The 25,658-nt window shown below is 43.9% G+C and carries 22 protein-coding genes; 3 read left to right on the top strand and 19 right to left on the bottom strand.

Annotation, left to right across the window (positions count from 1 at the left end):
• Window positions 1-68 precede the first annotated feature (68 nt).
• Both NSS82_RS09730 and NSS82_RS09725 read left to right on the top strand, forming a co-directional pair.
• Window positions 69-476 carry a hypothetical protein gene (locus tag NSS82_RS09730; RefSeq protein WP_036684435.1) on the top strand — a complete coding sequence of 136 codons (408 nt, stop codon included), beginning with the start codon at window positions 69-71 and terminating at the stop codon, window positions 474-476.
• Window positions 473-1,537 carry a phosphodiester glycosidase family protein gene (locus NSS82_RS09725; protein ID WP_143761214.1) on the top strand — a complete coding sequence of 355 codons (1,065 nt, stop codon included), beginning with the start codon at window positions 473-475 and terminating at the stop codon, window positions 1,535-1,537. Before NSS82_RS09730 ends, NSS82_RS09725 begins: the two co-directional genes overlap by 4 nt.
• Window positions 1,538-1,883: 346 nt before the next feature.
• Here the strand turns inward: NSS82_RS09725 and NSS82_RS09720 are convergent, their stop codons facing one another.
• From NSS82_RS09720 to NSS82_RS09685, 8 genes are all read right to left on the bottom strand, one after another.
• A complete protein-coding gene (locus NSS82_RS09720) occupies window positions 1,884-2,138 on the bottom strand; it encodes an AbrB/MazE/SpoVT family DNA-binding domain-containing protein (RefSeq protein ID WP_036684437.1) in 255 nt (84 codons plus the stop codon).
• Between the two features lie 126 nt (window positions 2,139-2,264).
• Complete coding sequence (trmL, locus tag NSS82_RS09715; protein WP_036684439.1) at window positions 2,265-2,729, bottom strand: tRNA (uridine(34)/cytosine(34)/5-carboxymethylaminomethyluridine(34)-2'-O)-methyltransferase TrmL; 465 nt, start codon at window positions 2,727-2,729, stop codon at window positions 2,265-2,267.
• 124 nt (window positions 2,730-2,853) lie between these two features.
• Window positions 2,854-3,942, bottom strand: coding sequence for a 3-phosphoserine/phosphohydroxythreonine transaminase (serC, locus tag NSS82_RS09710; protein ID WP_036684441.1), 1,089 nt, complete (start codon window positions 3,940-3,942; stop codon window positions 2,854-2,856).
• Window positions 3,943-4,048: 106 nt separating this feature from the next.
• Window positions 4,049-4,936, bottom strand: coding sequence for a hypothetical protein (locus NSS82_RS09705; protein ID WP_036684443.1), 888 nt, complete (start codon window positions 4,934-4,936; stop codon window positions 4,049-4,051).
• A gap of 111 nt (window positions 4,937-5,047) precedes the next feature.
• On the bottom strand, window positions 5,048-7,786 hold the full coding sequence (locus tag NSS82_RS09700) for a GH36-type glycosyl hydrolase domain-containing protein (protein WP_076271940.1): 2,739 nt from the start codon (window positions 7,784-7,786) through the stop codon (window positions 5,048-5,050).
• A 29-nt stretch (window positions 7,787-7,815) separates the two neighbouring features.
• Window positions 7,816-8,652: a carbohydrate ABC transporter permease gene (locus NSS82_RS09695; protein ID WP_076271939.1), complete on the bottom strand. Its 837-nt coding sequence runs from the start codon at window positions 8,650-8,652 to the stop codon at window positions 7,816-7,818.
• The gene (locus NSS82_RS09690) at window positions 8,652-9,545 is read right to left on the bottom strand and encodes a carbohydrate ABC transporter permease (RefSeq protein WP_036684449.1); all 894 of its coding nucleotides are present in this window, start codon (window positions 9,543-9,545) and stop codon (window positions 8,652-8,654) included. Before NSS82_RS09690 ends, NSS82_RS09695 begins: the two co-directional genes overlap by 1 nt.
• Before the next feature lie 126 nt (window positions 9,546-9,671).
• Window positions 9,672-11,042: an ABC transporter substrate-binding protein gene (locus NSS82_RS09685; protein ID WP_036684451.1), complete on the bottom strand. Its 1,371-nt coding sequence runs from the start codon at window positions 11,040-11,042 to the stop codon at window positions 9,672-9,674.
• Between the two features lie 376 nt (window positions 11,043-11,418).
• On the opposite strand from NSS82_RS09685, the gene NSS82_RS09680 reads away from it, so the two are divergent.
• On the top strand, window positions 11,419-12,453 hold the full coding sequence (locus NSS82_RS09680) for a LacI family DNA-binding transcriptional regulator (protein ID WP_036684452.1): 1,035 nt from the start codon (window positions 11,419-11,421) through the stop codon (window positions 12,451-12,453).
• A gap of 711 nt (window positions 12,454-13,164) precedes the next feature.
• On the opposite strand, the gene glnA is transcribed toward NSS82_RS09680, so the two are convergent.
• From glnA to NSS82_RS09625, 11 genes are all read right to left on the bottom strand, one after another.
• Window positions 13,165-14,589, bottom strand: a complete 1,425-nt coding sequence (gene glnA / locus NSS82_RS09675; RefSeq protein ID WP_036684454.1) for a type I glutamate--ammonia ligase — start codon at window positions 14,587-14,589, stop codon at window positions 13,165-13,167.
• Between the two features lie 283 nt (window positions 14,590-14,872).
• Window positions 14,873-15,919, bottom strand: a complete 1,047-nt coding sequence (aroF, locus tag NSS82_RS09670; RefSeq protein ID WP_036684456.1) for a 3-deoxy-7-phosphoheptulonate synthase — start codon at window positions 15,917-15,919, stop codon at window positions 14,873-14,875.
• A 264-nt stretch (window positions 15,920-16,183) separates the two neighbouring features.
• A complete protein-coding gene (locus NSS82_RS09665; RefSeq protein WP_036684457.1) occupies window positions 16,184-17,140 on the bottom strand; it encodes a 4-hydroxy-3-methylbut-2-enyl diphosphate reductase in 957 nt (318 codons plus the stop codon).
• Between the two features lie 59 nt (window positions 17,141-17,199).
• Window positions 17,200-18,648, bottom strand: coding sequence for a sensor histidine kinase (locus NSS82_RS09660; protein WP_036684459.1), 1,449 nt, complete (start codon window positions 18,646-18,648; stop codon window positions 17,200-17,202).
• Between the two features lies 1 nt (window position 18,649).
• On the bottom strand, window positions 18,650-19,339 hold the full coding sequence (locus tag NSS82_RS09655) for a response regulator transcription factor (RefSeq protein WP_036684461.1): 690 nt from the start codon (window positions 19,337-19,339) through the stop codon (window positions 18,650-18,652).
• A gap of 105 nt (window positions 19,340-19,444) precedes the next feature.
• Window positions 19,445-21,118, bottom strand: coding sequence for a S1C family serine protease (locus NSS82_RS09650; RefSeq protein WP_038569555.1), 1,674 nt, complete (start codon window positions 21,116-21,118; stop codon window positions 19,445-19,447).
• Window positions 21,119-21,355: 237 nt separating this feature from the next.
• On the bottom strand, window positions 21,356-22,009 hold the full coding sequence (locus tag NSS82_RS09645) for a response regulator (protein ID WP_036684464.1): 654 nt from the start codon (window positions 22,007-22,009) through the stop codon (window positions 21,356-21,358).
• A gap of 3 nt (window positions 22,010-22,012) precedes the next feature.
• Window positions 22,013-23,089, bottom strand: a complete 1,077-nt coding sequence (locus NSS82_RS09640; RefSeq protein WP_036684466.1) for a HAMP domain-containing sensor histidine kinase — start codon at window positions 23,087-23,089, stop codon at window positions 22,013-22,015.
• The gene (gene liaF, locus NSS82_RS09635) at window positions 23,090-24,163 is read right to left on the bottom strand and encodes a cell wall-active antibiotics response protein LiaF (RefSeq protein ID WP_036684468.1); all 1,074 of its coding nucleotides are present in this window, start codon (window positions 24,161-24,163) and stop codon (window positions 23,090-23,092) included. It abuts the gene before it with no gap.
• Between the two features lie 239 nt (window positions 24,164-24,402).
• A complete protein-coding gene (locus tag NSS82_RS09630; protein ID WP_156113077.1) occupies window positions 24,403-24,546 on the bottom strand; it encodes a hypothetical protein in 144 nt (47 codons plus the stop codon).
• 146 nt (window positions 24,547-24,692) lie between these two features.
• Window positions 24,693-25,292: a 3D domain-containing protein gene (locus NSS82_RS09625; RefSeq protein ID WP_170914212.1), complete on the bottom strand. Its 600-nt coding sequence runs from the start codon at window positions 25,290-25,292 to the stop codon at window positions 24,693-24,695.
• Window positions 25,293-25,658: the final 366 nt, after the last annotated feature.

Here is a 25,658-nt window from a genome sequence, read left to right as displayed (position 1 = left end):
TTTTTGCGAATCTTGTCAAAGTCTGATAGAATGGGGACTTGAAAAAAAGACCAACCCGAGGTGATAAAATGCAACCGCTAGCGGAAACGTCCCCGGTACGCTCGCGCTCTACTACTGCGAGAAACGGCCCTTCCGTAAAATGGTTTTTACTGTTCTGGATTATGATGATCGGACTCGGCGTATATGCTGTATACAGCTACACGAACCATCTGAAGCAACAAGTGCTAACCGAACTTAGTACTCAGAGCCAGCAGCAGCTTACCGTTTTAAAGACCGACTATGAAGCAAAAATTGCCGTTCTCTCTGAAGAAGTGAAGGAATTGCAGAATACAGTGCAAAGCTTTAACGAACTATTAACCTTCACTAAAGATAATGCTAGTGCCAAGACAGATAACAGCAACAAGCTATATACGCAATTGAGTGAGGTAAGCAAACAGTTAGAAGCTTTGAAGAAAGAAATGGATCTGATCAAATGATGACGCCAGTCAAAAGAGTAAATCGCTTCTTCATGCTTCTAACTGCACCGTTCATAGGCTTGTTTATATGTATGTCGTGGTATCGACCACCGCTACAGCTAAACCTTGATGTAGGACAATTCACACCAAGCGCTGGGCCAGTGAATGAAACAGCTTCCTTAAAAAAAGAGCTGACTCTGGCAGAGGCCTCCGCAGCTTACACCATTGATGCTGTCAGCGCTAGTGCCAAGCTATATAAAGAGACTACCACTACGATGAATAAGCTGGTCGAAACAGCAAAGACTCAGGCGAACCGGCCTGAACTGATCTATAACCGCAGGATTTCAGCCAAGCTTGGTATACCTTCAGAGATTGTTACCAGCGACCGTATAAGAGTTGAGTTATATCGATTGAATCCAGGAAACTACAAAGCTTATGCGTTGAAAATCAAATTGAAGGACCCGACCGCTATGAAGATGAGCTTGGCGGAGACAGCCTCCGGTGCGGAAACTACTATGCATGCCGTACAGCGTAATGGTGCCATTGCTGGTATTAATGCGGGCGGCTTTGCAGATCAATCCGGAAAACGTTATCCCTTAAGCACAACTGTAGTGGATGGAAAGTATTTATACGGTTTTGAGCCAACGTACAAGGACCTAAGTTTTGTTGGGCTGAACAAATCCGGGCAATTAATCGGCGGGAAATTCTACAGTCGCGCACAATTAGATCAGCTAGATCCGGTATTCGGCGCCACCTTTGTGCCTGTCCTCCTTAAAAACAACATTAAAACACCCATACCCGAAAAGTGGAAAACATCCCCTAATCGGGCACCACGTACCGTGATCGGCAAATATAAAGATGATCAGATCCTGCTTTTTGTAGCAGATGGATATAATGAGTATGGCAGCTCTGGTGCACAGCTGGAGGAGATTCAGAACAAATTATCGAATATGGGCCTCGTAGATGCTTATAATTTAGATGGTGGTGGCTCTTCCTCATTGATCTTTAACGGAAGAGTTATCAATAAACCATCCGATGGAAATCTAAGAGCTGTGCCAACGAATTTCCTGTTTTTTAAATAATATAGTAAATTGTCTATGTAACATATCACATTTGCGTTTATTTTTATTAAATTGCAGGTTATAATCTTGATAACGAATACATTCGCTATTGGAGGTGCCAGTATGTCGTTCTCATTAACCTTTTGGATCGTAATGTTCGTATTTGTGTTATTTACGGTCGGCATCCTTACCTCATCTTACAACGACGACAAAACAAAAGGCCTATAAAGCCGATATGTCCCTGCAGCCACTTGGTGCGGGGGCATTTTTCGTATACATAAAAAAACTGCCCCCAAGTAGAAGAGTTCTACGAAGAGGACAGTTTTTTTATAAGCTCTTGGCTGTCAAAATTCAAAATATGTACTTCTTAGGCATGTCTTGGCAATTGAGTCATTTCCGAAAGGCATGCAGAACAAATATAACGATCTTTATATTCGCTTACACCATCCATTGATCCACAGAAAACACATTTTGGACGGTAACGCTCCAAGATGATATGGTCACCCTGTACCAAAATTTCAACCGGGTCGCCTTCATTCATCTGATACCTTTTACGCAGGGACTTAGGCAGAACAATTCTACCCAACTGATCCACTTTGCGAACTACACCAGCAGGTTTCATAACTAACGTACACCTCTCCTGTTCAAGAAAAATTATTTAGTAGCTACTACTTATTTCGGCTCTTTCAATATATTTCGTTACCTAATTGTCGAATCCTGCTGAAAAAAATAAAAAATTTGTCTTTTTTTAAATAAGATTAGGAAAATCCAATTGTCGAAGCGCCTCGTACACAATAATAGCTGCCGAATTGGATAAATTCAGAGATCTCACAGCATCACTCATTGGCATGCGCATTTTTGTTTCTTTACCTGCTTCTAGAATCTCTGCAGAAAGCCCCTTCGTTTCCTTGCCAAAAACAAAAAAATCGCCATCTTGGAACTCAAAGTCACTGTATCTTTTCTCTGCTTTCGTCGTTGCGTAAAAGAAACGCCCCTCGTTATATTTCTCCAAAACCTCAGCAAAGGAGTCGTGATATTCAATAGTAACAGCATGCCAATAGTCTAATCCTGCTCTTTTTAATGTAGCATCGTCTGTACGGAATCCGAGTGGACGAACCAAGTGAAGATGAGTGCCTGTAGCGGCGCAAGTACGCGCAATGTTGCCAGTATTGGCCGGAATTTCCGGCTCGACTAATACGATATGGAGTGCCATTATATGGTTCCTTCCTCTCTAAAGGCTTAATAGCCAGATGTTTTACTCTAGTGCCTAACCATAGCTTCTCCAAACAAACTGAAAACCTTCCACCAAGAAGGCGGAAGGTTATAGATAGAATTCATTAACCTTGAGTTTGCCGGAAATGGTTCATGAAATCGGACAGTGCTTTTACACTTTCGTAAGGAACTGCATTGTAGATGGAAGCACGCAAGCCCCCAACACTGCGGTGACCCTTTAAGCCGACAAAACCTTCCAGTTCAGCAGCTTTGACAAACTGCTTTTCGAGTTCTTCTGATTGCATCCGGAAAGTAACGTTCATAATAGAGCGGCTGCCTTGTTCTGCAACGCCACGGTAGAAACCGTCACTTCCATCGATGTGATCATATAACAGACCCGATTTTTCAAGGTTCTTGGAATGGATGCCAGCTAAGCCGCCTTGCTCCTCAATCCATTTTAATACTTCGTTCACCATATATACAGAGAAAGATGGAGGTGTATTGTAAAGAGAGTTATTCTTATAATGAGTGCTGTAACGCATGATAGTAGGAATGTTAGAAGGTGATTCTGCAAGCAATTCTTCTTTCGCGATAACTACAGTCACGCCTGAAGGTCCAAGGTTCTTTTGTGCTCCGGCATAGATCATTCCGAATTGGTTCACATCGATTGGACGGCAAAGTATATCACTAGACATATCCGCGATTAACGGAATCGAGCCTGCATCCGGAAATTCTGCATATTGCGTTCCTTCAATGGTCTCGTTGGAAGTAACATGAAGGTAAGCAGCATTCTCCGCAGCTTTGATCGAACTTAATTCAGGTATAGCCAAGAATTTCTTATCTTCGGAAGAAGCAGCAACATGAGCGCCTCCTACCAATTTGGCTTCTTTATAAGCTTTATCCGCCCAGCTACCTGTCATTACATAGCTACCTACTTGGCCTTCGGAAATCAAGTTCATAGGGATCATTGCAAACTGTGTGCTTGCTCCGCCTTGTACGAACAATACCTTATAGCCCTTCGGATTGCCGAGGAGCGAAAGCAGACGTTCCTGCGCTTCATTATGCACGGATTCGTAAATTGCACCACGGTGCGACATCTCCATGATAGACATTCCACTTTCCCGGAAATCAACAAACTCCGCTTGTGCGCGTTCCAGTACCGTAAGCGGCAATGCTGCCGGTCCGGCATTAAAATTGTATGCTCTCTTATTCAAAACTGCTCCCCACCCTTTCTCTCCTATCAATATGGATATGGTTATGATAGCAATATTCTCCCGCACCAGCAAGTATAATTATTCACATAAAAGGTTAAGACGGTACTCATTTCGCAGTGAAAAACCGGTAAGATCGGCGCCAGCTCTTGCTTTGACGCGGTAAAAGACTAATGTTCACAAATACTTCAGGAGAGACTACATGACCTTCTCCCCACAGGGCCATACGTTCTACTGGAAAGTCCCCACTCTCTCGCACGCCCGTTCCACTAGGCTTATGAACCAACTCCCAGGTGAACTCATTTTCCTGACCTTCCCAACCGCTCAACTTGCAATAAAAGGGTTTATCCGGTTCCTTTGACCAAGTAAGAGTATTCCCGGATACCTCTAGCAATTCTTTCGTATAGGAGGATTCTGGTTCTACTACCTTGAGTTCCCTCGGAAGACGCAGTTCAAAATCCTGCCCAATATTCAACCCATCGATTCCGATGAAATTGTGAATATATTCCTCCGTATGGAAAGGCTTTTGACCTTTGTTATGCAATTCATATGCAATTGTTAATTGATCCCCCTGTAAAGAAATCGTTTTGGTTAGCTGCACAGCATATCCGTTGCTTTCCATTGGGTGGATCGTATATGTGACCGCATCATTCCCTGCTTCGACATCCTTACTAAAAGAGGTTAAAGGGAACTCCTCATTGAAGCTGTATAATGGGGAATTTCCTTTTTGTAACAATCCGACTCCGATTTTTGGAAACCAGCCTCCGATTGGCGCTTCATCATATCCAATTGCCCGGGAAATGCCAAACTCATTACAAAGCCCCTTGCCTCCAGTTCCTTCGCCTGGCTTCAAGCTTTCCGGCACACAAAACGTATGTTTCCCCTCTTCTAATGTCACCTGTGTAATAAATCCTGTCCAGTCAAAACGAGTGCCCTTATACTCTCCGATATCAGCGATATCGACAGTTAATATGCCATTTGACAGTCTGCAACCCATACCTAACGCGCCCTTTCGTTCATTGTTACAATGAATAAATATTCATTATTGAAAAAAACGTCTGCAGCCGCTATGAATAACGGTGCAGACGTCTTAAAATATCGTATAAAGCTACGCCAATGTCACTTCAATCAAGTGGCATTTCTCTGTCTGCAGAGAGAGCAACTCTTCACGCGGAATAATCGCACTTCCTGAGCCGCGCTGCAGCGTCACCTCGCTGCCATTCAGGGTAACAGAGTGTATTTGGTACTCCCCGTAGTTTAAGCTTCCTGTGGCTTTATAGACCACTTCAAACTCGCGATCCGCGAAGATTGTCTTAATAGAGGCTTTTCCCTCGGAATCAAACTGCTCTTTAACAAGCTTCGGTTGCAACAAAAGATCACCTAGCTTACCTTTTACACCAAATACTTCAGTAACCATAGTTAACAGCAGCCAGCTTGCTGATCCTGTTAAATACGTATACATCCCTCTGCCTTGCTCGTTAATATACTCAGGAATTCCTGGGTATATGCGGGCTTTTGCAAAGTCAGTACTTAAGCTATACAGAGATTCTAATACTTTATGTCCTTCTTTCACATATCCGCGTTTATACAATGCATTGCCATACATGATGGTCATGTGACTGAACATAGCACCGTTCTCTTTATGTCCAAAGGCAAAGCCAAAGGCACGACCCAGATTCTGCTGGATCCCTCCGAAACGGGAATTAAGTCTGTACCCAATTTTGTCATCCAGTAGATTACGATCCACGGCGGCAATGATATGCGGAATTTGCTCTGGCGCAGCTGCATGGCCCATCAGCGGGAATACTTGACCCGTAAGCGTCATTCGAACGCCTTCTGCGAATTCCCCTTCCACTTGTTCTCCATCATTATTATAATAACCGTTAAACCAGCCTCCACCGTGTTCACTTTCCACCCACTCATTGCGGCGCAAGTGATTAAAGATCCACTCTGCTTTTTGTTCCAGATCGTCCGCTACTGTCTCTATGTCGAGTGCTGCACGAATACCGCTGACTTTGTTCGGAGCGGCAGCATAATATTGATTAAGTCTTTCATGCTTGCCTGATACAGATTCATAATCCACTTGATCACCAAGCGAATCTAGCAATAGTTTCATTTCTTCTGCCAATTCAACTGTCTCTTGCCCTTTAGAAGTCTTTAGCGTACGCAGCACACGAGAAATATCCAATAAGTTACTTGCGTAGAATGCTGTGAAAGCTACACTCTCACCCCGGTCTGCGCCCATATCAAGACCATCATTCCAGTCTGCGCCCTCCAGCAGGATATTATTGTGCTCTCCAACATTAAAGAACGGAACCAGATTTTGCAGTAGGATATGCTCCAGAATCGTACCTTTATAAACCTCACCAGAAGTAGTTCTGAGATCACTTCCCAGCGAGGTATCCCATGAATTATCGCGTTCCTTACAGCGACTCATAAAGGTATCGCGGAAATACGTCTGTTCCTGCAATAAGAAATCAAGATCACCACTCTGATCCAGATATAACATAGTCGTTAAGAACGGCCAAGCTCCATGATCCATCCACACCCGCGGGATGTTGTTACGGTCGGCAATAAATTCACCAGGCTGTTGACCGATAATAGTGGCATTACTACCATCTATTCTTACCCCGGCGTAGTTGTTCAGCAGTAAGCTGCGTACTTCAGCCGGTTCCATAATAAGGAGTGCTAGACAATCCTGCCAAAGATCCCGCCAGCCACGTCCGCCCCTTCCATAATCATGATAAGGCAAGAAGGAGTTACCATAAAGTCTTCTCAGCACGGGTTGAATCGTAACCCATTTCATCCATTGGTCAGCATCTGAATCACCGGTATGAAATTCTACCATATTCACTTTATCTGCCCAGAAGGCTTTAGTTTCCTCAAGCAAATGATCAAAAGCTTCAGATGTACCATATTTGTTCATCAAGGCATCCACGTCAATTCTCTCATTATGGATCGCCATAACTACTATATAAGAATGGCTGTCACCAGGAGACAGATTAAGCGCCTCGTAACGAAGACCCCCGATAGCCTCATATCCCTCTCTTTGTACACCTCCACCCTTGCCAATCTCCGGCGTGTTGTTCAGGATAACAGCTTCTGGCCAATCCAGACTTCCACCTTCTCCAATGAACTCCTCCTGCACTGGAAAGAAACCAGCAGGTTGACTGCCGTCACCCTCTGCACCAAATACTCCATAAGAAGTGTGATTGATGCGGTGTCCCCGCTCATCAAAGGAGAGCGCAGGCTGAACCTCAACACCATAAGGTGAAGTATAGATCCGGTTAAGCAAAGAGGTTACATGTCTATGATCGCGCAGATCATCTGCCGAACGCGCGTAGATCGGAACTACCGCTGTCGGTGTCAGCGTAATAGCCTCTGCTATTGTATTCGTCAACGTAACCTTCATTAGTTCGACCTTATCATTACCGCTTGGCACAAAGCTGGTGATTTCAGCTTTAACACCCATCTCTGCGTTACAACGCGTTACGCGTTGCCACAGGAAACCAGCCTCTAGTACTGCTTCATCAGTAGACGATGTATAGAAATCGGCATTTTGCTTAGCGGAGTTCCCCACTGCCGACCAAGCTCCCTTGCCTTCTACGTATACCCAGAAGTTACGGGAAGCCCGCGAATTATGCAAATCTTCAACAGATAATGGCGGTGTCAAAAATGTATTATGACCTGTGGTAACCTGACCATGAAGTTTTGGAGTTACCGTCGACATCATTCCCCCTTCATTCACTAGAGGGAAATATAGAAAACTGCTGCGATCCGGTTGCTGAAGCCTGAATTCCCCATCATTTCCGGTGAATTCGAAGCCATGAATTTTATTACGATCCATTCTCTCCATCCTCTCATTTACACAACTACTTAAGCTTTAACCGCACCTGCCAATGCACCGTCAACGATATACTTTTGAATGAAGGTGTATAGGATGATAAGCGGTGCAGATACGATCATGATCCCGCACGCCAACATAGGCCAGTTGTTCCCGTATTGACCGCGGAATTCTTTAAGCCCGAAGGTGATTGGATAGTTTTCTGGACTCGGTAAATACATGACCGGCCCCACGAAGTCATTCCAGATACTAATTGCTGTTAGAATAACACCTGTAGCAATTACTGGTTTCATAAGTGGCAGGATGATCTGGAACAAATAACGCATATATCCAGCGCCATCCATACCTGCTGCTTCATCCATCTCCCGGCTAATTCCTTTGATGTAACCTACAAACATCATGAACACGATACCCGTTCCGCCTGTTTTAAGGAGAATGTAACCCAGCTTCGTGTCATAACCTACAAATCCTAGCTCCTGTTTCATGGTAAGCATCAGCTTGAACTGTGCGACCATTGGATTCGGCAGGAACTGAGACATCAAGAAGAACAAATAAATAAATCCGCTCCACTTCACATAATTTCTCGCCACCGGGAAGGCCCCGAATAACGAAACAATTAGGGTCAGCACTGTTGCCACAGCTGTATACAGCAGACTGTTTAAGAAATAATTAGAGAAATTACCCTGTAGCCAAGCTTCTTTATAATTATCCCATTGAATACTTTTTACGAGACCGATAGGATCTAACAGATATTCTGTAAAGGACTTGAATGAAATATTGATTACAAATAACAACGGCATGATATACAAAACAAGCAACACTGCAATCAGAATATAAGAGAGAGTTTTGGCGGTTTTGGAATCCTTCATTAATATTCCACCTCTCTCTTACGCATTTGTTTCACTGCAAATACTACAAACACCAGAATCATAAGGAATTGAACCACGGAAAGCGCGGAAGGAAGTCCCATCTGTAGAGAACCACGGAACGTCTCTTTATAAACGTCATATGCCATCGTTCTTGTGTTAAAGCGACCGTCCGTAGTTGCGAGAATAATATCAAAGGTGGACATCGCACCGATAATAGACAAAATAATGTTAATCGTAAAGGATGGAGCGATAAGTGGGAATGTGATATTTTTAAAAGATTGCCACTTCGTAGTTCCGTCTATATATCCAGCCTCATACAAATCTTTCGGTACGGATTGTAGTCCCGCAAGGAAAATCAACATCGAATAACCCATATACATCCAAATTTGCGTAAATATAATATAACCGAACGCATGAGTGAAGCTTCCAAAGAACATATCTTTATAACCGAACAAAGAATCATACAGTTGGTTAACCGGACCACTCAGCGGATCGAACATCATGCCCCATACCAGTGCAACTACCGCTACACCAAGCACAACCGGTAAAAAGAATACCGCGCGATAGAAATAATCGCCTTTCAGCTTCTGATTGATAACTACGGCCATAAGCAGACCGACACCGTTCTGTACAATGGTTACAATGACCATGAAATAAATAGTACGTATAATGGAATCCCAACGCTCGCCTGAATTTCCTGAGTAAAATACATCATAATAATTGTCAAGGCCTACAAAACTCATCTTGCTTCCAGGAACATTAGTGATATCTGTAAATGAATAGATAACCGTCATCATAGATGGGCCAAAATAGAAAATTACATACAATGATAATGGAATCATTAGCAGCAGAAGCGGTATATATCGTTTAATACCTTTCCCGAACGGATACATTTCTCTCACCTACCCAATCCTAATTCAATAAAATGATCGGGGCCTGCACAAAACAGACCCCGAAGTTGTAAAACATGTTTGGTGTACAGTATGTTGTAGATTCTTTTTATTTATCGGGATAGCTACTTATTTAGGTGCTGCTGCTTCCCATTCTTTTTGTTGTACATCTGCAAGCTCTTTAGCGGTTTTAAACTCGCCACCTGGTGCCAAATATTCAGTGTGAACGCCTTCAGCTGCAATGTGCTCACCAACGTTATCACGGTTAATCATCATAATTTCATAAGCAAGTTCGAAATCTCCAGTCATGTATGGAGCAAGTTCTTTGTCAATAAAGTCACTTTCAGTGGCAATATTGTCTTGTGTAGGCAAGAATCCAGCTGCTTTAACATATTCTGTGTAGTTTTCTGGTTCAGAGAAGAATTCCAGCCATTTCAAAGCGCCTTCTTTGTTCGGGCCTTTTTCTGCTGCATACCAAGTTACATCGTATTTACCTACAAGAGAATTATTCTTAGCAGCATCTTCTGTAGCTGGGATTGGGAAGTAACCAAATTTCACATCTGGATTTGCTGCCGCGATCGTAGGAGCATCCCAAGTTCCGTCAGCAATCATAGCTGCTTTTCCTGTTGCGAAAAACGAAGGTGCTGTTGCATAGTCGATACCCAAGAAACCGTCGATGATGTAGTTATCTTGAAGCGTCTTCATTTTCTCCAATACTTCTACAGCCTCAGCATCGTTAAACGCCGAAGTTCCCTTCCAAACCCCTTCAATCCATTGTTGTTGGTTGCCGCCACCCAGAATCTTGGCTTGCAAACCGAACACTGGCAATTTCAAAGGCCATACATCCTTACCAGCCACTACGATTGGAACAATACTCTTAGCTTTCAATGTATCTAGAACACTAATGAACTCTGTCCAAGTTGTAGGTACAGTCAGCCCGTTTTGTTCAAAAATTTCTTTATTATAGAAGAATCCTGACATCGCTACTTTACCGGTTGGGATTGCATACACTTTATCTTTATAAGTGCCGGCTTTAGCAATATCATTCGCATTGTAGTTTTTAACGAAAGCTTCGCCGCTCAGATCAGCAATCAGCCCGGAATCAATCCATTGTTGCCAGTCTGGCACTTTCGCACCTGGTGTCCAATCTTTCGGAGACAATCTCATACCGGATAGATCGGCAAGTACATCTACGTCACCAGCTGTAATTCTTGCTCTTTGTGCTTGTTTGAATTCATCATCCGGACCAGTGGTTGTGTACTCCACTTTGTATTCCGGATATTTTTCTTCAAACTTTTTATTAATTTCTGTAATGACCTTGTTAATATTCTCTTGTTTCCAGTGTAAGATCTTAATCACTTTCTTATCACCAGATGCAGGCTTGTTTGTTCCGCTGCCCGGAGTAGCCTCACCATTCGCGTTGTTATTGCCGCTTCCACATGCTGCTAATGAGAGCACTAGCGCTGAGCTCAACAATACCGCAGAAAGCTTCTTTACCATTTTGTTACCCCCCAGATAATTTGTTATGACCCTTTAACGAAACCACATGCTAATTTCTGAAAATCACGAAACAGTAAGGATGATATCACAGAAAGCGGTTTCGGTGTTTTCATTATTACATCGTTATTTGTCTTTGTAAAGTCTTTTTTCATTGTTCATTTTTGAACGTTTTTTGAACCAATCATTCAAAAAAACCTTTAATATCAAGCATAATCCTAGTTTAAGAGTAAACATTCCATTGACTATAATCTTATTGAACTATAAAATAAGTAACGAAACTATTTCGTAAATCATAAATTCAAGTCATAAAAAAATAGCCTTGAGTAGATTTTAAACATATATTACGGAACATTTTTCACTATAAGGGGGACTTAATTTGGCCTACAGCATCAAAGATATAGCGAAAATTGCTGGAGTTTCTGTTTCGACAGTATCCAAAATCATTAATAACTACAGTGATATTTCGGAAGATACCAAGACAAGGGTTCAACAAATTATAAAAGAAACTGGATATACCCCCTCCAATTCAGCTAAAACATTGGCTACGAAATCGTCCAATCTAATCGGAGTGATTTTTGCCGGAATGCTGAATGTCGACTTTACCCACCCTTTTTTCATCGAGGTGCTAAATTCATTTAAAAAACAAATGGGACTACTAGGTTACGACCTTATCTTTTTTTCCAATGAAAAATTCCAAAGTGGCGATACTAACGATTATCTTGCCCGTTGTCAGCATTTTAATGTAGATGGGTGTGTGCTTCTATCCGGACAGGAGCTAGAAACCTCTATCAGCGAATTAGACAACAGTGCTATTCCATGTATCGGCGTAGATTTAAAACTAACGGGTGACAACTCTGGCTTTATCATGTCGGATAATTTCAAAATGTCCTCCAAAGTGGTAGAACACTTTTATTTACTGGGCTATCGTGAGCTTGGCTACATTGGCAGCTCCTCAGATTCAGACATCTCCAATATGCGCGAAAGTGGTTATCGCAAAGCTCTTGAAGATTTGGGGCTGCCTATTAACGAGAGTTGGTTCTTAAACGGAAGTAACTTCTTTGAGGCTAGTGGGTATGAGACGATGCGTAGAATGATTGAGAATGGAAATTTACCTAGAGCGATCTTCGCAGCGTCCGATCAGCTTGCTATAGGAGCGATGCGTGCCCTTAAAGAGGCTTCTATCGCTGTTCCTGAAACTGTTGCAATTATTGGCTGTGATGATATTGAGGCCTGCAATTATACAACACCCCTATTGACTACCATCCGCCAAAATAAAGATAAGATCGGTCGCCTAGCAGCACTAATGCTGTATGATCTAATAAACAACCAATCAGGTACGAGTTCTTTCAGCGTAGAACCAGAGCTTATCATTAGAGAGTCCTGCGGCGCTCCTGAACGGGGGCTAGTGTAGCCTTTCTCGGAGAATACACGAATAGCAAAAAGGGGCTGTCCCAAGCAGCCATTTTATGGCTTGGTGACAGCCTCTTTTATGTTCTTAACACTACTTAATGTCCAAATGGATTCTATGGGCGCACCTAGTGTTGCTCCGGATGATGCAATAAGTGAAGCACTTATAGAATAATTGGGGAATTTCTCCCTAAAAATCAGAGATTTCTGTTCATCGGACTTATAATTAGGGAAAACTTCCCTGAATTTTGGCCTATTCAGTAACTAATAAAGAAATCACCCTGATTATTAGGGAGGAATTCCCTGATTTCGTTCATTTAGAGCAAATATCGGCTTTTTTTAGGGAGTTTTTCCCTAATTAGTTTAAATCCACTTTGTATATCACATAAACACAGAACGCATATCGCTCACCGTACATAGTCCAGCGTCACAGATACCACAAATCATATACTGCAAGCCGAACGGAAATCACACATAGCAGTCACCCGTCACCCGCCACCCACTCCAATAGCATAGAACACTACTCATGGCTTAGATCACTACTCATAGCATAGAACACACTACTCATGGCTTAGAACACTACGTGTGGCACACATTCATAAGATACAGTAAAATCCATTACTTTTCCCAATTCAAAAAAAGAAGCTGCCTCCAAGTAGAATCACTACTTTTGAGACAGCTTCTTTTATTATAAAGATTATATATAGCAGGAATCTTATAGATCGAAGTACAGGGCATATTCATGTGGATGAACACGAATCGCTACCTCTTGTGCTTCAGAACGTTTCAGAGCAATATAGTTATCGATGAAGTCCTTAGTAAATACGTCGCCTTCTGTAAGGAACTCGTAATCAGCTTCCAAAGAATCAAGCGCTTCGCTCAGGCTGCCTGGAACGCTGCGGATTTTTTCTTTATCTGCATCAGACAATTCATAGATGTTCTTATCCAGAGGACCATAACCCAGTTCTTGCGGGTTGATCTTGTTCTTGATTCCGTCCAGACCTGCCATCAGCATTGCGGAGAATGCCAAGTAAGGGTTAGCCGTGGAATCCGGTGTACGGAATTCGATACGACAGCCTTTTGGTGTCACAGCTGCTACTGGGATACGAACTGCTGCAGAACGATTTCCTTTGGAGTAAACCAAGTTAACCGGTGCTTCGTAGCCAGGAACCAGACGCTTAAAGGAGTTGGTGCTTGGGTTAGTCAAAGCGATCAATGCTGGTGCATGGTACAAAATACCACCGATATAATGAAGAGCCATTTCGCTCAGGTTAGCATAAGCGCCTTTTTCATAGAACAAAGGAGTATCTCCGTCAAAGATCGATTGATGCACGTGCATTCCGCTACCGTTATCACCAAACAGCGGTTTTGGCATGAAGGTTGCTACCTTGCCATACTGACGTGCAGTGTTTTGTACAATATATTTATAAGTCATGAGATTATCAGCAGTTTTCTTCAAGGTATCAAAACGGAAGTTAATTTCCGCTTGACCTGCAGTGGCTACTTCATGGTGATGACGTTCAATGCGTAGTCCAACTTCAGCAAGCAGACGGCACATCTCACTACGGATATCCTGTTGGGAGTCAACTGGCGCTACAGGAACATATCCACCTTTAACGCCAACTTTAAATGCCAAGTTGCCGCCCTCTTCTTTACGACCCGTATTCCAAGCCGCTTCTTCAGAATCTACGAAGAATGAGGATCTGTTCATGCCACTTTCGTAACGAACATCGTCAAAGATAAAGAATTCTGATTCAGGTGCGAAGAATGCAGATGTACCTACTCCGCTTTTTTGCAGGAATTCTTCTGCTTTCACAGCAATACCGCGAGGATCGCGCTCATAACGTTCGCCATCAGGAGTGAAAATGTCGCACATCACGTTCAGCGTTGGATGAGCTGTAAACGGATCTATGAACACACTATTCGGATCAGGCATCATAACCATGTCTGATTCTTCAATACCACGGAAACCTTTGATGGAAGAACCGTCGAATGCTACCCCATTTACAAAAGTTTCATCTTCCACTTCAGAAGCTGGCAGAGAGATGTGGTGGGCACGACCACCTAAATCTACGAATCGAAAATCTACCCACTCGATATTGTTCTCTTTAATTGTTTGCAACACTTTTTCAACCGACATGAATTTTTCCTCCCCCAAGTTCCGAACATTAGGCCGCTCACAGTATGCAAATGTTCTTGTTTTAATTTTTTTTGCTGTCGTAATTATAAATCTCATACCTAACATCGTCAATGCTTATGTCAGGTATTTCTTTCAGCAATGTAAGATATTCTAACGCTTTCGTGAAATCTGTTATTTTCGCATATTTTCATGTCACATTTATTTTATTCAACTCCAAAAAAACCCTCTTTTCCCACTAGGTCGCGGGTTAAGAGGGCTTCCGAGGAAGCTCTTAGATTGAATTTTATAGCGCCGAAACCGTTTCTGGCGAAGTAGAAAACTTACGTCCAACAATTGGAGCCAGCTTTTCCAGATCTTTAAGCAGGTTATCAAACTGATCAGGGAATAACGATTGAACACCATCACCTGTCATGGAATTGTCCGGATCTGTGTGCATTTCGATAATTAGCCCGTTTGCACCAGCAGCAACAGAAGCTTTGGCCATAGGCTCAACTAACTCACGACGACCGGTTCCGTGACTTGGGTCAGAGATTACTGGAAGATGGCTTAAGCTTTGTAGAACTGGAATAGCCGATAGATCCAGTGTGTTACGAGTGTAGGTCTCAAATGTGCGAATACCGCGCTCACAGAGCATTACATCCTTATTACCGCCTGCCAAAATGTACTCCGCTGCATTGAGCAACTCATCATAGGTCGCACTGAAGCCACGTTTTAGAAGAACAGGTCTGCCACAGGTACCCAGCTTGCGCAGCAAATCAAAGTTCTGCATATTCCGTGTACCCACCTGCAGAATATCCGCATGCTCCGCACAGATATCAACATACTCCGGTGTCATAACCTCTGTAATCGTCAACAGGCCATGACGCTTTCCTGCTTCAGCCATCATAGTCAAACCTTCCACACCTACGCCTTGGAAGCTGTACGGTCCTGTGCGGGGCTTAAACGCGCCTCCACGAAGTACCTGAGCACCAGACGCTTTAACAAGCCGGGCGATCTCATCAATCTGCTCTGGAGACTCAACGGCGCAAGGTCCGCCCATGATCACCAGGTTTTCTCCACCAATCTTCACACCCTTGATATCAATAATCGTATCCTCAGGATGGAAATCCCGGCTGGCCAGCTTGTAGGATTTGGAGATCTTCACGACGTTCTCTACACCCTTCATTTGCCGCAAATGCTCGGCGAGCTTAGGAGTGACGCCTCCCACTAAACCTATCACCGTGTGATCTGCTCCTCTGGAGAGATGCACCTGCAAACCTTCTTTTTCGATTACGGCAATTATATCTTTAACCTGCTCTTCCGGTGTTTGATTTGATGTAATGACGATCATATTTATAACTCCCTCTCTACACTTAAAATTTATAATAATTCCGCTAGATACTATCGCGCTACGACGCGTGTTCGCTTTTAAGCTTTTATGCTTTTAATCACTAAAGCAATTCTACCTCAAAAAGCGATTATAGTCAATCTATATTCTAGATTCCTATGCTGGAAGCGTTCTTTCGATAAAAAAGAGCACTTAACCTCGACTGACGAAGTTAAGCGCTCTTGTTGCAGCGTTCATAATATATAAGTTCGAGCCTAGCCCATTACATTAAGTAGTACTTGCACTCTTATTCTTAACCGGTGGCAGCAGCTTCGCCATATTCACAGTACGTTTAATCTCCCACGTCTCCGGATTAGCCGAATCATACTGATCTAAGTAGTTAATCACTTCTTTGGTGATAGGTGTAGGTGTGGACGCGCCAGAAGTGACCCCGACGATATTTACACCCTCTAGCCATTCTGTTTGGAGTTCAGACACATCAGAAATACGATGGGCAGGAACCCCAGCGATTTCTTCCGACACCTGTGCCAGACGATTAGAGTTGTTGCTTCGCGGATCACCGACAACAATCACCAGATCACATTGCCCTGCTTGTTCCGCTACAGCCTCTTGACGTACCTGGGTAGCCATACATATCTCATTATGCACTTCAGCACCTGGGAAGGTCTCCAGAAGCTTTTTCATGATATGTTTAATATCCCACTGGCTCATAGTAGTCTGATTCGTAATGACGATACGTGAAGAAGGGATGGATAACGTAGCAATCTCATCTTCTTTTTCAATCAGATGCACATGCTCAGGGGCAATACCCACAGCACCCTCTGGTTCCGGATGGCCTTTTTTGCCGATATAAATGACCTCATAACCATCATCTACTTTTTCCTGAATAAGATCGTGGGTCTTCGTGACATCAGGACAGGTGGCGTCGACCGTAGTCAGACCCTTGTCCCTTGCCATCTTGCGCACCTCAGGAGAAACCCCGTGTGCAGTGAATATAACAGTCCCACTATCCACTTTATCCAGAATATCCAGACGATTATGTCCGTCCAAAGTAATAATGCCATCATCTTCGAACGAATTCGTGACATGACTGTTATGAACAATCATACCCAGTATATAAATCGGCCGGGGAAGATCGAGATTTTGCGCAGCCTGCCGTGCCATAACCATTGCATCGACAACTCCGTAACAATATCCCCGGGGAGAGATTTTAATGACTTCCATGAGTTCACCAGCTTTCTGCTTTCATTGACCTCTGTAATAGGACACTTCTAAATTATACCCTATTCCAGCGGCGGAGCAAAGAGAAGCGGCAACCAGATGACAAAAGTAGTACCCTCACCTTGGCGTGTAACAACCTCCACAGACCCACCATGCTCGTCAATAATCCACTTAGCAATGGATAGACCAAGCCCAATCCCTTCCGTAATTCCACGCGATTCATCCGCACGATAGAAACGATCGAAGATATATGGAACCTCATCTTTATCCATACCAATACCTGTATCAGTGATCCGAATACCAACCTGATTCTGATAGAAAAGGGTATCCAAACTCACGATGCCAGAAGGCGTGTACTTAAAGGCATTATCAATAAAAATAAAGAGCATTTGCTGTAGATAATCTTTATTCCCAACTATATATTTGCCATTTAAGACTGACATATCACCTGTAACCCACTCGGCTTGACGCGGCAGGAAAGAGGCGCGGCGCGCAATCTCATTCATCATCGGTTCCAGTGCCACGGGCTCTATATCAAAAGTACGTCCAGTATCCGCACGCGCGAGCGAGAGCATATCCGCTACCAAGCGGCTCATACGCTTAGACTCGTCTGCGATATCCTGCACCGATTCAAGCGATAGCTGGCGAATCTCAGCTTCACTCATCTTCCCTTCTCCGGGTTCCATCTCCCAAACCTTTTGCAGCAGATCAATATTTCCGCGAATCGTAGTGAGCGGTGTCCGAAGCTCGTGTGAAGCATCTGAAACGAAACGGCGCTGAGCCGCATACGAATCCTCCAGCTCTGTGTAGAATCCTTCCATACGCCCAAGCATACTGTTAACGGTCTCAATAAGTCTTCCTATCTCGTCTGGCGGCCCATCGTATTCAATACGCGAGCTTAAATCATTCCCCGTCTGAATCCCATTCGCAGCTTCAATTACTTTGCCGATTGGACTCATGGATTTGCGCGCTAGGAACAAGCCGAAGGTAAATGCCGCGATCAGGGTAGCAAAAGAACCTACGAGCAGGATAGTTTTTAAACGCTCCAAGAGCTTATTCTGTTCACCTACATAGGTAGCCACTTGTAACACAGCAGCAGGATTATTTTTATAATTTTCCAATAGAATTGGCCGTTCATAAATCAGAAATTGATTGCCTTCAATTACAACATTACGAAATCCCTGTACAATTTTATCCCGCTCGGGATAATCAAATGCAAGATTACCATTTCTCATGTTTGTCGTTCGCTGCATAACCTTAGTATCATAAACATAGATCTGTGTATACGTATTAGAATTCTCAGGAGTTCTGACCCCATCCATCATTAGTTCACCGCTGTATAAATTGATACTGAAAAATGGAATGGTCTGCTCAGCTTGCACCTGGAGGCGATTCTTCAAGTCCCCATAAGTATTAAAATAAACAAAACCGTAAATTGCGGCTGATAAGGCCAGCAGCATAACGGCCAAAATCCCTGAATACCAAGCAGTCAGCCGCAATCTTATAGACATGTTAGTTGTCACCTCTTAGAATGTAACCGGCACCCCGGATCGTTTGAATGAGGCGTTTACCGCCATGCTCCTCCGTCTTTTGACGTAGCATAGCTATGTATACCTCAAGCACATTAGATTCACCGCTATAATCATAACCCCATATTTTATCCATGATCAGATCCCGTGAAAGTACACGTTTCGGATTTTGCATAAAAAGATGAAGCAGCTCAAACTCCTTCGCTGTTAGCTCCAGTCTTTTACCGGCACGGGTAACCTCACGTGAATCCACATCCAGCGTAATATCTTCATAAGAAACCGCTTGCTCTCCACCTTCACTTTGCTCACTCTTACGCCGAAGCAGCGCACGTACACGTGCAAGCAGTTCTTCCAAGGCAAAAGGTTTAACCAGATAATCGTCCGCGCCCAGATCAAGCCCTTTCACACGGTGCTCAATTTCATCCTTCGCGGTAAGCATGAGAACAGGTACATTACTGCCCCCTTCCCGCAGGCGGCGACATACTTCAAAGCCATCCACCTGAGGCATCATTACATCCAAAATTACCACATCCGGATCACTGCTCAAGATCGCCCGTAATCCATCCGCTCCATTCACCGCTGTTTTCACATCGTAACCTTCAAAAGCTAAACCTCTACGCAGCATAGAAATAATCTTTTCGTCATCATCAATAATTAGAATATTCGGTCGCATCAAGCAGCCCCCATTGTTCAGTTCTTTTTATATATTGTAGCAGTTTACATCACAATTAGACAAAAACGGAAGGGTCGCCCCTTCCGTGTGACTTACCGTCCGGTATTATTGCTGCTGACTTTGTTGTGTAGTCGTTGTATCAAAATCATTTTTGTTACCGATGGTAACTGAAAGATCCATGGTTTTACCGTCGCGCACAACATTTAATGTTACTTTATCACCAACTTTTAACGTTTGAATGAAAGTAATCAGATCTTGGTTGGTTGCATACTTCGTTCCATTCGCACCGGTAATGATATCGTAAGGGCGCAGATCAGCGGTATACGCTGGGGATTTATAGATGATATCTGCAACCACAGAACCTTCTTTAATATCCGTACCCATTTGCTTAGCAACCTCATCTGTAATCGTCATAAGAGTTGCACCAATGAAAGGTACCGGCTCTTTCGGAATGGCTTGGTTGGCTTCCAGTTTATCTACGACTTCTTTAATCGTATTCACAGCGATTGCGAAACCAATACCTTGAGAATCCGTGCTGACGGCTACGTTCATCCCGATTACCTGTCCATTCATGTTGAGCAACGGCCCACCTGAGTTACCCGGGTTGATAGAAGCATCGGTTTGCAGCAGATTTTTGTAATTACGAGTTCCACTGCCATCTTCTTCGTTAATATCAATACTGCGTCCTTTTGCACTAAGAACACCGGAAGTTACAGTATGGTCGAAGCCTTGTGGGTTACCGATAGCAACCACTTCTGAACCTACCTTTATGCTATCCGAATCTCCAAGTGCTACGGTAGGGAAATCACTATCTCCTTCAATTTTAAGCACAGCCAAATCCAGATCTTTGCTAGAACCTAGCAGCTTCGCTTCATAAGGCTTGGTTACGCCATCCACGGTGACTTGGATTACATCAGCATTGTCAATTACGTGCTGGTTGGTCAAAATATAGCCGGATTTCTCATAAATGAAGCCTGTTCCAATTCCATAAGGGATAAGCTGTGATGAAGAATCCGATCCTGATTTGGAATCCTGTTCATTTTGTGAAGAACCATTTCCACTGTATTGATCCCCGAAGAAAAATTGTGAGAAGGGATCACTCAGATTCGGGCTGGATGAGCTTCCATTACGCGAATTAGATTTCACTAGTGTCTCAATCTTAACGACTGCTGGTCCCACCGCATCAACAACACCTGTCACATCACGAGATCCAGTCACCAAGGATGTAGTAGAAGTAGAAGGCGCAACACCTGCACTCTCGCCCGTTGTCTTCGCCGTTCCATTCGTTCCGGAGCTAGCAACAGTTGTAGCTGTATCTCCCGTAAACCAGTTACCTCTGTCTGCCATATACATTGAGCCCGAGAGAACGACCATACCGGCTAGGAATGATACCAGCACTGTTTTTAACGAGCTTTTTGGTTTTTTATTATATTGCCAGCCGCCGCCACCTTCAGAACCGCCACCGCCATTTCCTCCGCGGCCACCACCATTGCCATCATAACCAGTGGTACGAAGTGATGTGTTATATGGTAATGGCTTTACAGGCTGTGGAGGTGTAACCTCGACCCGTTCTGGCTCCATCCGATTGTAGTGCTGCGCGCCTCCGTCAGCGTTATTCTCATCTTTGTTCAAAGATTTAAAAGGTCCGTAAGAATAGTAGTAGGATGATGATCCTGTTTCAGATGAAGTATTATTATTGCTGCTATTGTTATTATTGTCCCATTCCCGATCTGGTGCTGGTCCATTGTCGCGATTGAAGTTGTTTTTGTTATCGTCCATGTTTATCTTTCCTCCTGCTTCCTGTCGCCGTGACAAGGATTAATTTGTTTTCATGTTCTTATTTTGTACTTTAAACCTTAAGGTCACATTAAAAACAATTTAAGCGCAGATAAAAGATATAGGCAAATGGGAGGAGATTATACAGGGAAGCAGAAAAAAGAAGCTCGGGCGCGAAAAAGGTCGCGGCCCGAGCTTCTAAAACCATTTCAAATAGTAATGCACCTTAGTCTACAAGTCCTACCCCTGAGCCCAGCCCTTCCGATGAGCGTAAATAGCCAACTGGGTACGGTCATCAAGCTCGCATTTCATCAACAGATTGCTGACATGCGTCTTTACTGTCTTGATGCTGATATGCAGCTCCTCACCGATATCCTTATTGGTCTTGCCCTCAGCTATAAGCAGCAGGACTTCCTTCTCACGCTCTGTTAAACCGGAGGAATCACCTTGCACGGTGCGCTGGCGTATACCACGGGTCAGCGCCTGTGACACATCACCCGTCATGACGGGCATGCCGCGGTAAGCCCCTTGCAGCGCGTAGATTAACTCTTCTGCCGACACTGTTTTGAGCACGTAGCTGACTGCACCAGCCTCTATAGCATCTACAACAAGATCATCCTCCAGGAAGCTGGTGAGGATCACGATTTTGAGGCCAGGAAATTCAGCCAGCACTGCTCTTGTGGTCTCGGCACCATTCATCACAGGCATCATCAAATCCATCAGCACGAGGTCAGGCAGACCTTCATGTCCACCAGCACGCAGCATCTCCAGCGCCTCTTGTCCATTCGCCGCCTCACCGATGACCTCGAATGTAGGCTCCAGCATTAGATATGTTTTGAGGCCCATCCGTACCATATCATGATCATCTACGAGCAACACTTTTATGACACTCATGCTCTACTCCTCCTCGTCCTGTGTATCTGTTCCTAACGATCTATTCTGCTCTAATTCTGGGTTCCCTTGAACAAACTTAGGAATATGTACACGGATCGTCGTTCCCGCACCCTTGCGGCTAATAATCTCCACTTGCCCACCCAGTTTCTCCGCGCGTTCGCGCATGGTGGTGAGACCGTAGGAGCCTTGTTTTTGCTGCACATGTTCAAAACCTTGACCGTCATCACTAATACTCAGCACAACTTGTCTTGATCCTTCACGCAGTGATAGGCTGACCAGTCTAGCTTCAGCATGCTTCACAATATTCGCCATCGCCTCTTGAATAATTAGGAACAGCTGATGTTCGATCGCTTCCGATAACTCGCCCTGAAGTTCGAGCTCCTTCATTCCTTTTAAGCCATTCTGGCGACAATAATCGGGAAACCATTTTTCCAGCGCCTCGAACAGATTTCGACCTTCCAGCTCCACTGGACGCAGTTGTGCAATTAATGCTCTCATTTGTTTTTGTGCCATCTGAGACATTGTAATCAACTGGTCCATGACCATTTGACCTTGAGCTTCATTGACCTTCAGAACTTTAGGCAGCGAAGAAGCGGACATATGGATGGCAAAAAGCTGTTGGCTCACCGTATCATGCAGATCCCGGGCCATACGCCTTCTTTCCTCCAACACCGCACTCTCCGCTGCCTGTTCCTTCTCAATAACCTCTTGTTCACCCAATCGCTGTAGAAGCTGCATCTTATTCTCAACCGTATCCATCATGACATTAAACTCGTGATACACTCGGGCAAAAGACTGATCGTCACTTTCTGGCATCCGTACGGACAGATTTCCTTTGGCTACCTGCAGCATATTCAGATCCAGATGATCAATCCGGCGCTGAATCCGCTGGCCTGCCATGTAGCCGATAACTACAGTGAACAACACAATCCCGAGACATAAGTACAGCCACATCCGATAATCCTTCACTTCGATATAACCAAGGCAAGTGCCTGCATACATCAATCCAGCGCTTACCGCTCCAGTGAGCAAAAAGTAAAACAACAGCAACCATTTGGTATTACTGAAGATTGTCCCCATCTAACCCACCGTTTTAACTTTAATGTCACCTATAAATGCACTTACATTTATACGGACTTTTTTGCCTGCTTCTTTATAATAAGGAGTCTTGCACTGTACACTGCTCATAAACCCACTGCGAGACTGATCCAGAACTTCCATATCCCCGATAAAAGAACTGCTGTTCACCGAGATGCCAAGATCCATATCATTCGGAATGTACACTTTAATGTCGCCTATAAAAGCGGAAATATTAATCCTCGTTTCGCCATAAGCAATTTGTGCATTCGTCAGATCCAGTACGGTATCGCCGATAAACTGCGAGATATTCGTGTTCTTCAGTTGGAAATGCTCGCGCCCCATGTGGACATCTCCGATAAAAGCAGAGCGATTGGTCGATTCCTTTTGATTATTTGATTCATGGAATTCCTCATGCCATTCACCATGTCTACGAGCATGACGCTCATGACGTTCCTGACGTCTGCGCTCGTGTCGTTCCTGCTTCTCTTGCCAACGTGCTTCAGCGCCGGACTTATAAGATCCTGTTTCGTCCTCATCGTCTTCTTCATCTTTTTGAAGATAGTCCTTCCAGTCGCGTTGACCAGAAGCCTTGCCGAATTTTTGCTCAAATTGTTCATCAAGTGTGGAATCCAGCGGTTTGGGCGGCTCCACATCTAGTGAGCTTTTTCCTGAAGGAAAGTGATCTGGTGGTGACGGTGGAGCTGGTGGCACAGGTGGTACTGAACCGCGTGGTTTAAAAATCACATAAAGTCCGCCGCCAATCAACATGACTGGAATGAACATTTTGAAAAAATCCCCGGCCGAAATATCAAACCAATCTAAATTCCGTCCAAGGAAAAACACTCCGATCGCCAGAAAGAAAAAGCCGCCGATAGGTGAAGAACCTTTTGATTGCTCCTCCCCTGTACCTAAAAGCCGTTTCATTCCCATTAGGATCAAGATAACCGGCCAATAATTCGAAATCAGGTAACCTAAGCTGAAATCAGTGTAACCCAATTGTCTCAGTAGAAACATAGCTCCAATCCCTATCAGGATCAGGCCGCCTAAAACCTGGCTGGTGAACCTTCTTTTCATGACTCATTTCCCCTTTAAAGTAGTGGAACGCTCTCTTCTTCAATCTTATAGCCTTAGTCTACAGGAATGAAGTGCTGAGAAACAGCGGCGAGAGAAGGAACTTCCCCTCAGTCTCTAGACTGAGATGAATGGGATAAAATTCTATTTACTTCATTATATATGAAAAAAGACTGTCCCTCAGTAATTAACTGATTTGGACAGTCTCTTTTTTTCAGCAGTCTTCTGCTTCAGTTAGCGCATTATTGTTGCGGTTTCTGAGCTGGTTTAGAAGTATTTCCACTTTGCTTAGTAGCGCCGTCATTCTCAACAGCAAACTCAGCATTGTATTTTTCATTTGGTGTTTTGTAATTTTCTTGTACTTTAGATTTCTTGTTATTGGCCACGGAATTCACCTCCTTTTCTCTTATGCAGCATAGAATATGCTTACTAAGAGAACATCTCGGAAGAGGCAATTGCTTTGCCCCAGTCCGTATTATGGCAAGGTGATGTCACTATTATGCATGACCAAGTGAAAATAAGTTCAATCCCATTAAATGGATTCTTCGAGCAGGGATTGCGGCACTGCTTTGTAAGTCTCAATCGCTTGGCTCAGCTTCTTCAGCATGACTTCCGTGCAAGTCCCGTTACCACGCTTAATGAGTTGAACTACAACCGATTTTTTGCCCCATTCCTTATACACCTGTTTCGTAGTAGCAAAATACAGATCAATCTTCCGCCCTTTAATAGCCGAGCCCGTATCAGCAACTATGGCGTATCCATAGCCCGGTATATAAAGAATACTACCCAACGGCAAAACCTTAGGGTCAGCAGCAATGGTTGAGACTGTATTCTTATCTCTGCGCACTTTTACACCTGAATAGGTGATTCCATATTCGGGATGCTTAGATGTTTTACCTGTAGATTCATAACCCGCAGTATAGCCAGTCGCCATTACTTTCATTGAAGTAATAATCTGGTCTTCCGCAGGAGCGGCTACAGGAATAGAATTTGGTAACTGTTTTGAGGATCCGCTGCCACCATTTGTTTTAGTGGTTGGAGCTTTGGTGCTCTGCGGTGCCTTTGTCGCTGCTGGTTTATTTTTTGTTGTTGCAGGTAATACAGGTGCGACGGAATGCGCCTCGTTTGACATTAGTGTGGCGCGGCCAGTCGCAAGAACGACCTTATCATCTGTGGTTCTCATAAACACAGAATTAGCTTTGGTATATTGCAACTCGTTCGATAGCGTTTTGTTAATATCCGTGTGCTGTAAAGTGTCTCCTGTCCCAATGGCCCCTGCTGCCTGTTGCTTAGATTCTGGAATGATTCCAGCAGCGGTCAATAGCAAAACGATGGTGACAAAAAGACACCAAAACCTCTGAAATATGCCCATTTTGTTCATGTGATAAACCTCCCCCTTATTAGCGAAGGTTTCCCGATTCACAAAATTTTATACATGAAGATCAGAAGTTGATCCTCATGGGCATATAACAGAGGTCTTATTTAGACGTAATTTTGG

Source organism: Paenibacillus sp. FSL H7-0735 (assembly GCF_038008505.1).
Taxonomy (GTDB): Bacteria; Bacillota; Bacilli; order Paenibacillales; family Paenibacillaceae; genus Paenibacillus_AQ; species Paenibacillus_AQ odorifer.
Note: the sequence above shows the minus strand (reverse complement) of the source record. Positions and strands in the feature narration are given on the sequence as shown.

Bases quoted from the DNA above. Each gene is read 5' to 3' on its own strand.
- NSS82_RS09730 (WP_036684435.1), top strand. From the start codon at position 69: ATGCAACCGCTAGCGGAAACGTCCCCGGTACGCTCGCGCTCTACTACT.
- NSS82_RS09725 (WP_143761214.1), top strand. From the start codon at position 473: ATGATGACGCCAGTCAAAAGAGTAAATCGCTTCTTCATGCTTCTAACT.
- NSS82_RS09720 (WP_036684437.1), bottom strand. From the start codon at position 2,138: ATGAAACCTGCTGGTGTAGTTCGCAAAGTGGATCAGTTGGGTAGAATT.
- trmL (WP_036684439.1), bottom strand. From the start codon at position 2,729: ATGGCACTCCATATCGTATTAGTCGAGCCGGAAATTCCGGCCAATACT.
- NSS82_RS09705 (WP_036684443.1), bottom strand. From the start codon at position 4,936: ATGGGTTGCAGACTGTCAAATGGCATATTAACTGTCGATATCGCTGAT.
- NSS82_RS09700 (WP_076271940.1), bottom strand. From the start codon at position 7,786: ATGGATCGTAATAAAATTCATGGCTTCGAATTCACCGGAAATGATGGG.
- NSS82_RS09695 (WP_076271939.1), bottom strand. From the start codon at position 8,652: ATGAAGGATTCCAAAACCGCCAAAACTCTCTCTTATATTCTGATTGCA.
- NSS82_RS09690 (WP_036684449.1), bottom strand. From the start codon at position 9,545: ATGTATCCGTTCGGGAAAGGTATTAAACGATATATACCGCTTCTGCTG.
- NSS82_RS09685 (WP_036684451.1), bottom strand. From the start codon at position 11,042: ATGGTAAAGAAGCTTTCTGCGGTATTGTTGAGCTCAGCGCTAGTGCTC.
- glnA (WP_036684454.1), bottom strand. From the start codon at position 14,589: ATGTCGGTTGAAAAAGTGTTGCAAACAATTAAAGAGAACAATATCGAG.
- aroF (WP_036684456.1), bottom strand. From the start codon at position 15,919: ATGATCGTCATTACATCAAATCAAACACCGGAAGAGCAGGTTAAAGAT.
- NSS82_RS09665 (WP_036684457.1), bottom strand. From the start codon at position 17,140: ATGGAAGTCATTAAAATCTCTCCCCGGGGATATTGTTACGGAGTTGTC.
- NSS82_RS09660 (WP_036684459.1), bottom strand. From the start codon at position 18,648: ATGTCTATAAGATTGCGGCTGACTGCTTGGTATTCAGGGATTTTGGCC.
- NSS82_RS09655 (WP_036684461.1), bottom strand. From the start codon at position 19,339: ATGCGACCGAATATTCTAATTATTGATGATGACGAAAAGATTATTTCT.
- NSS82_RS09650 (WP_038569555.1), bottom strand. From the start codon at position 21,118: ATGGACGATAACAAAAACAACTTCAATCGCGACAATGGACCAGCACCA.
- NSS82_RS09645 (WP_036684464.1), bottom strand. From the start codon at position 22,009: ATGAGTGTCATAAAAGTGTTGCTCGTAGATGATCATGATATGGTACGG.
- NSS82_RS09640 (WP_036684466.1), bottom strand. From the start codon at position 23,089: ATGGGGACAATCTTCAGTAATACCAAATGGTTGCTGTTGTTTTACTTT.
- liaF (WP_036684468.1), bottom strand. From the start codon at position 24,163: ATGAAAAGAAGGTTCACCAGCCAGGTTTTAGGCGGCCTGATCCTGATA.
- NSS82_RS09625 (WP_170914212.1), bottom strand. From the start codon at position 25,292: ATGTCAAACGAGGCGCATTCCGTCGCACCTGTATTACCTGCAACAACA.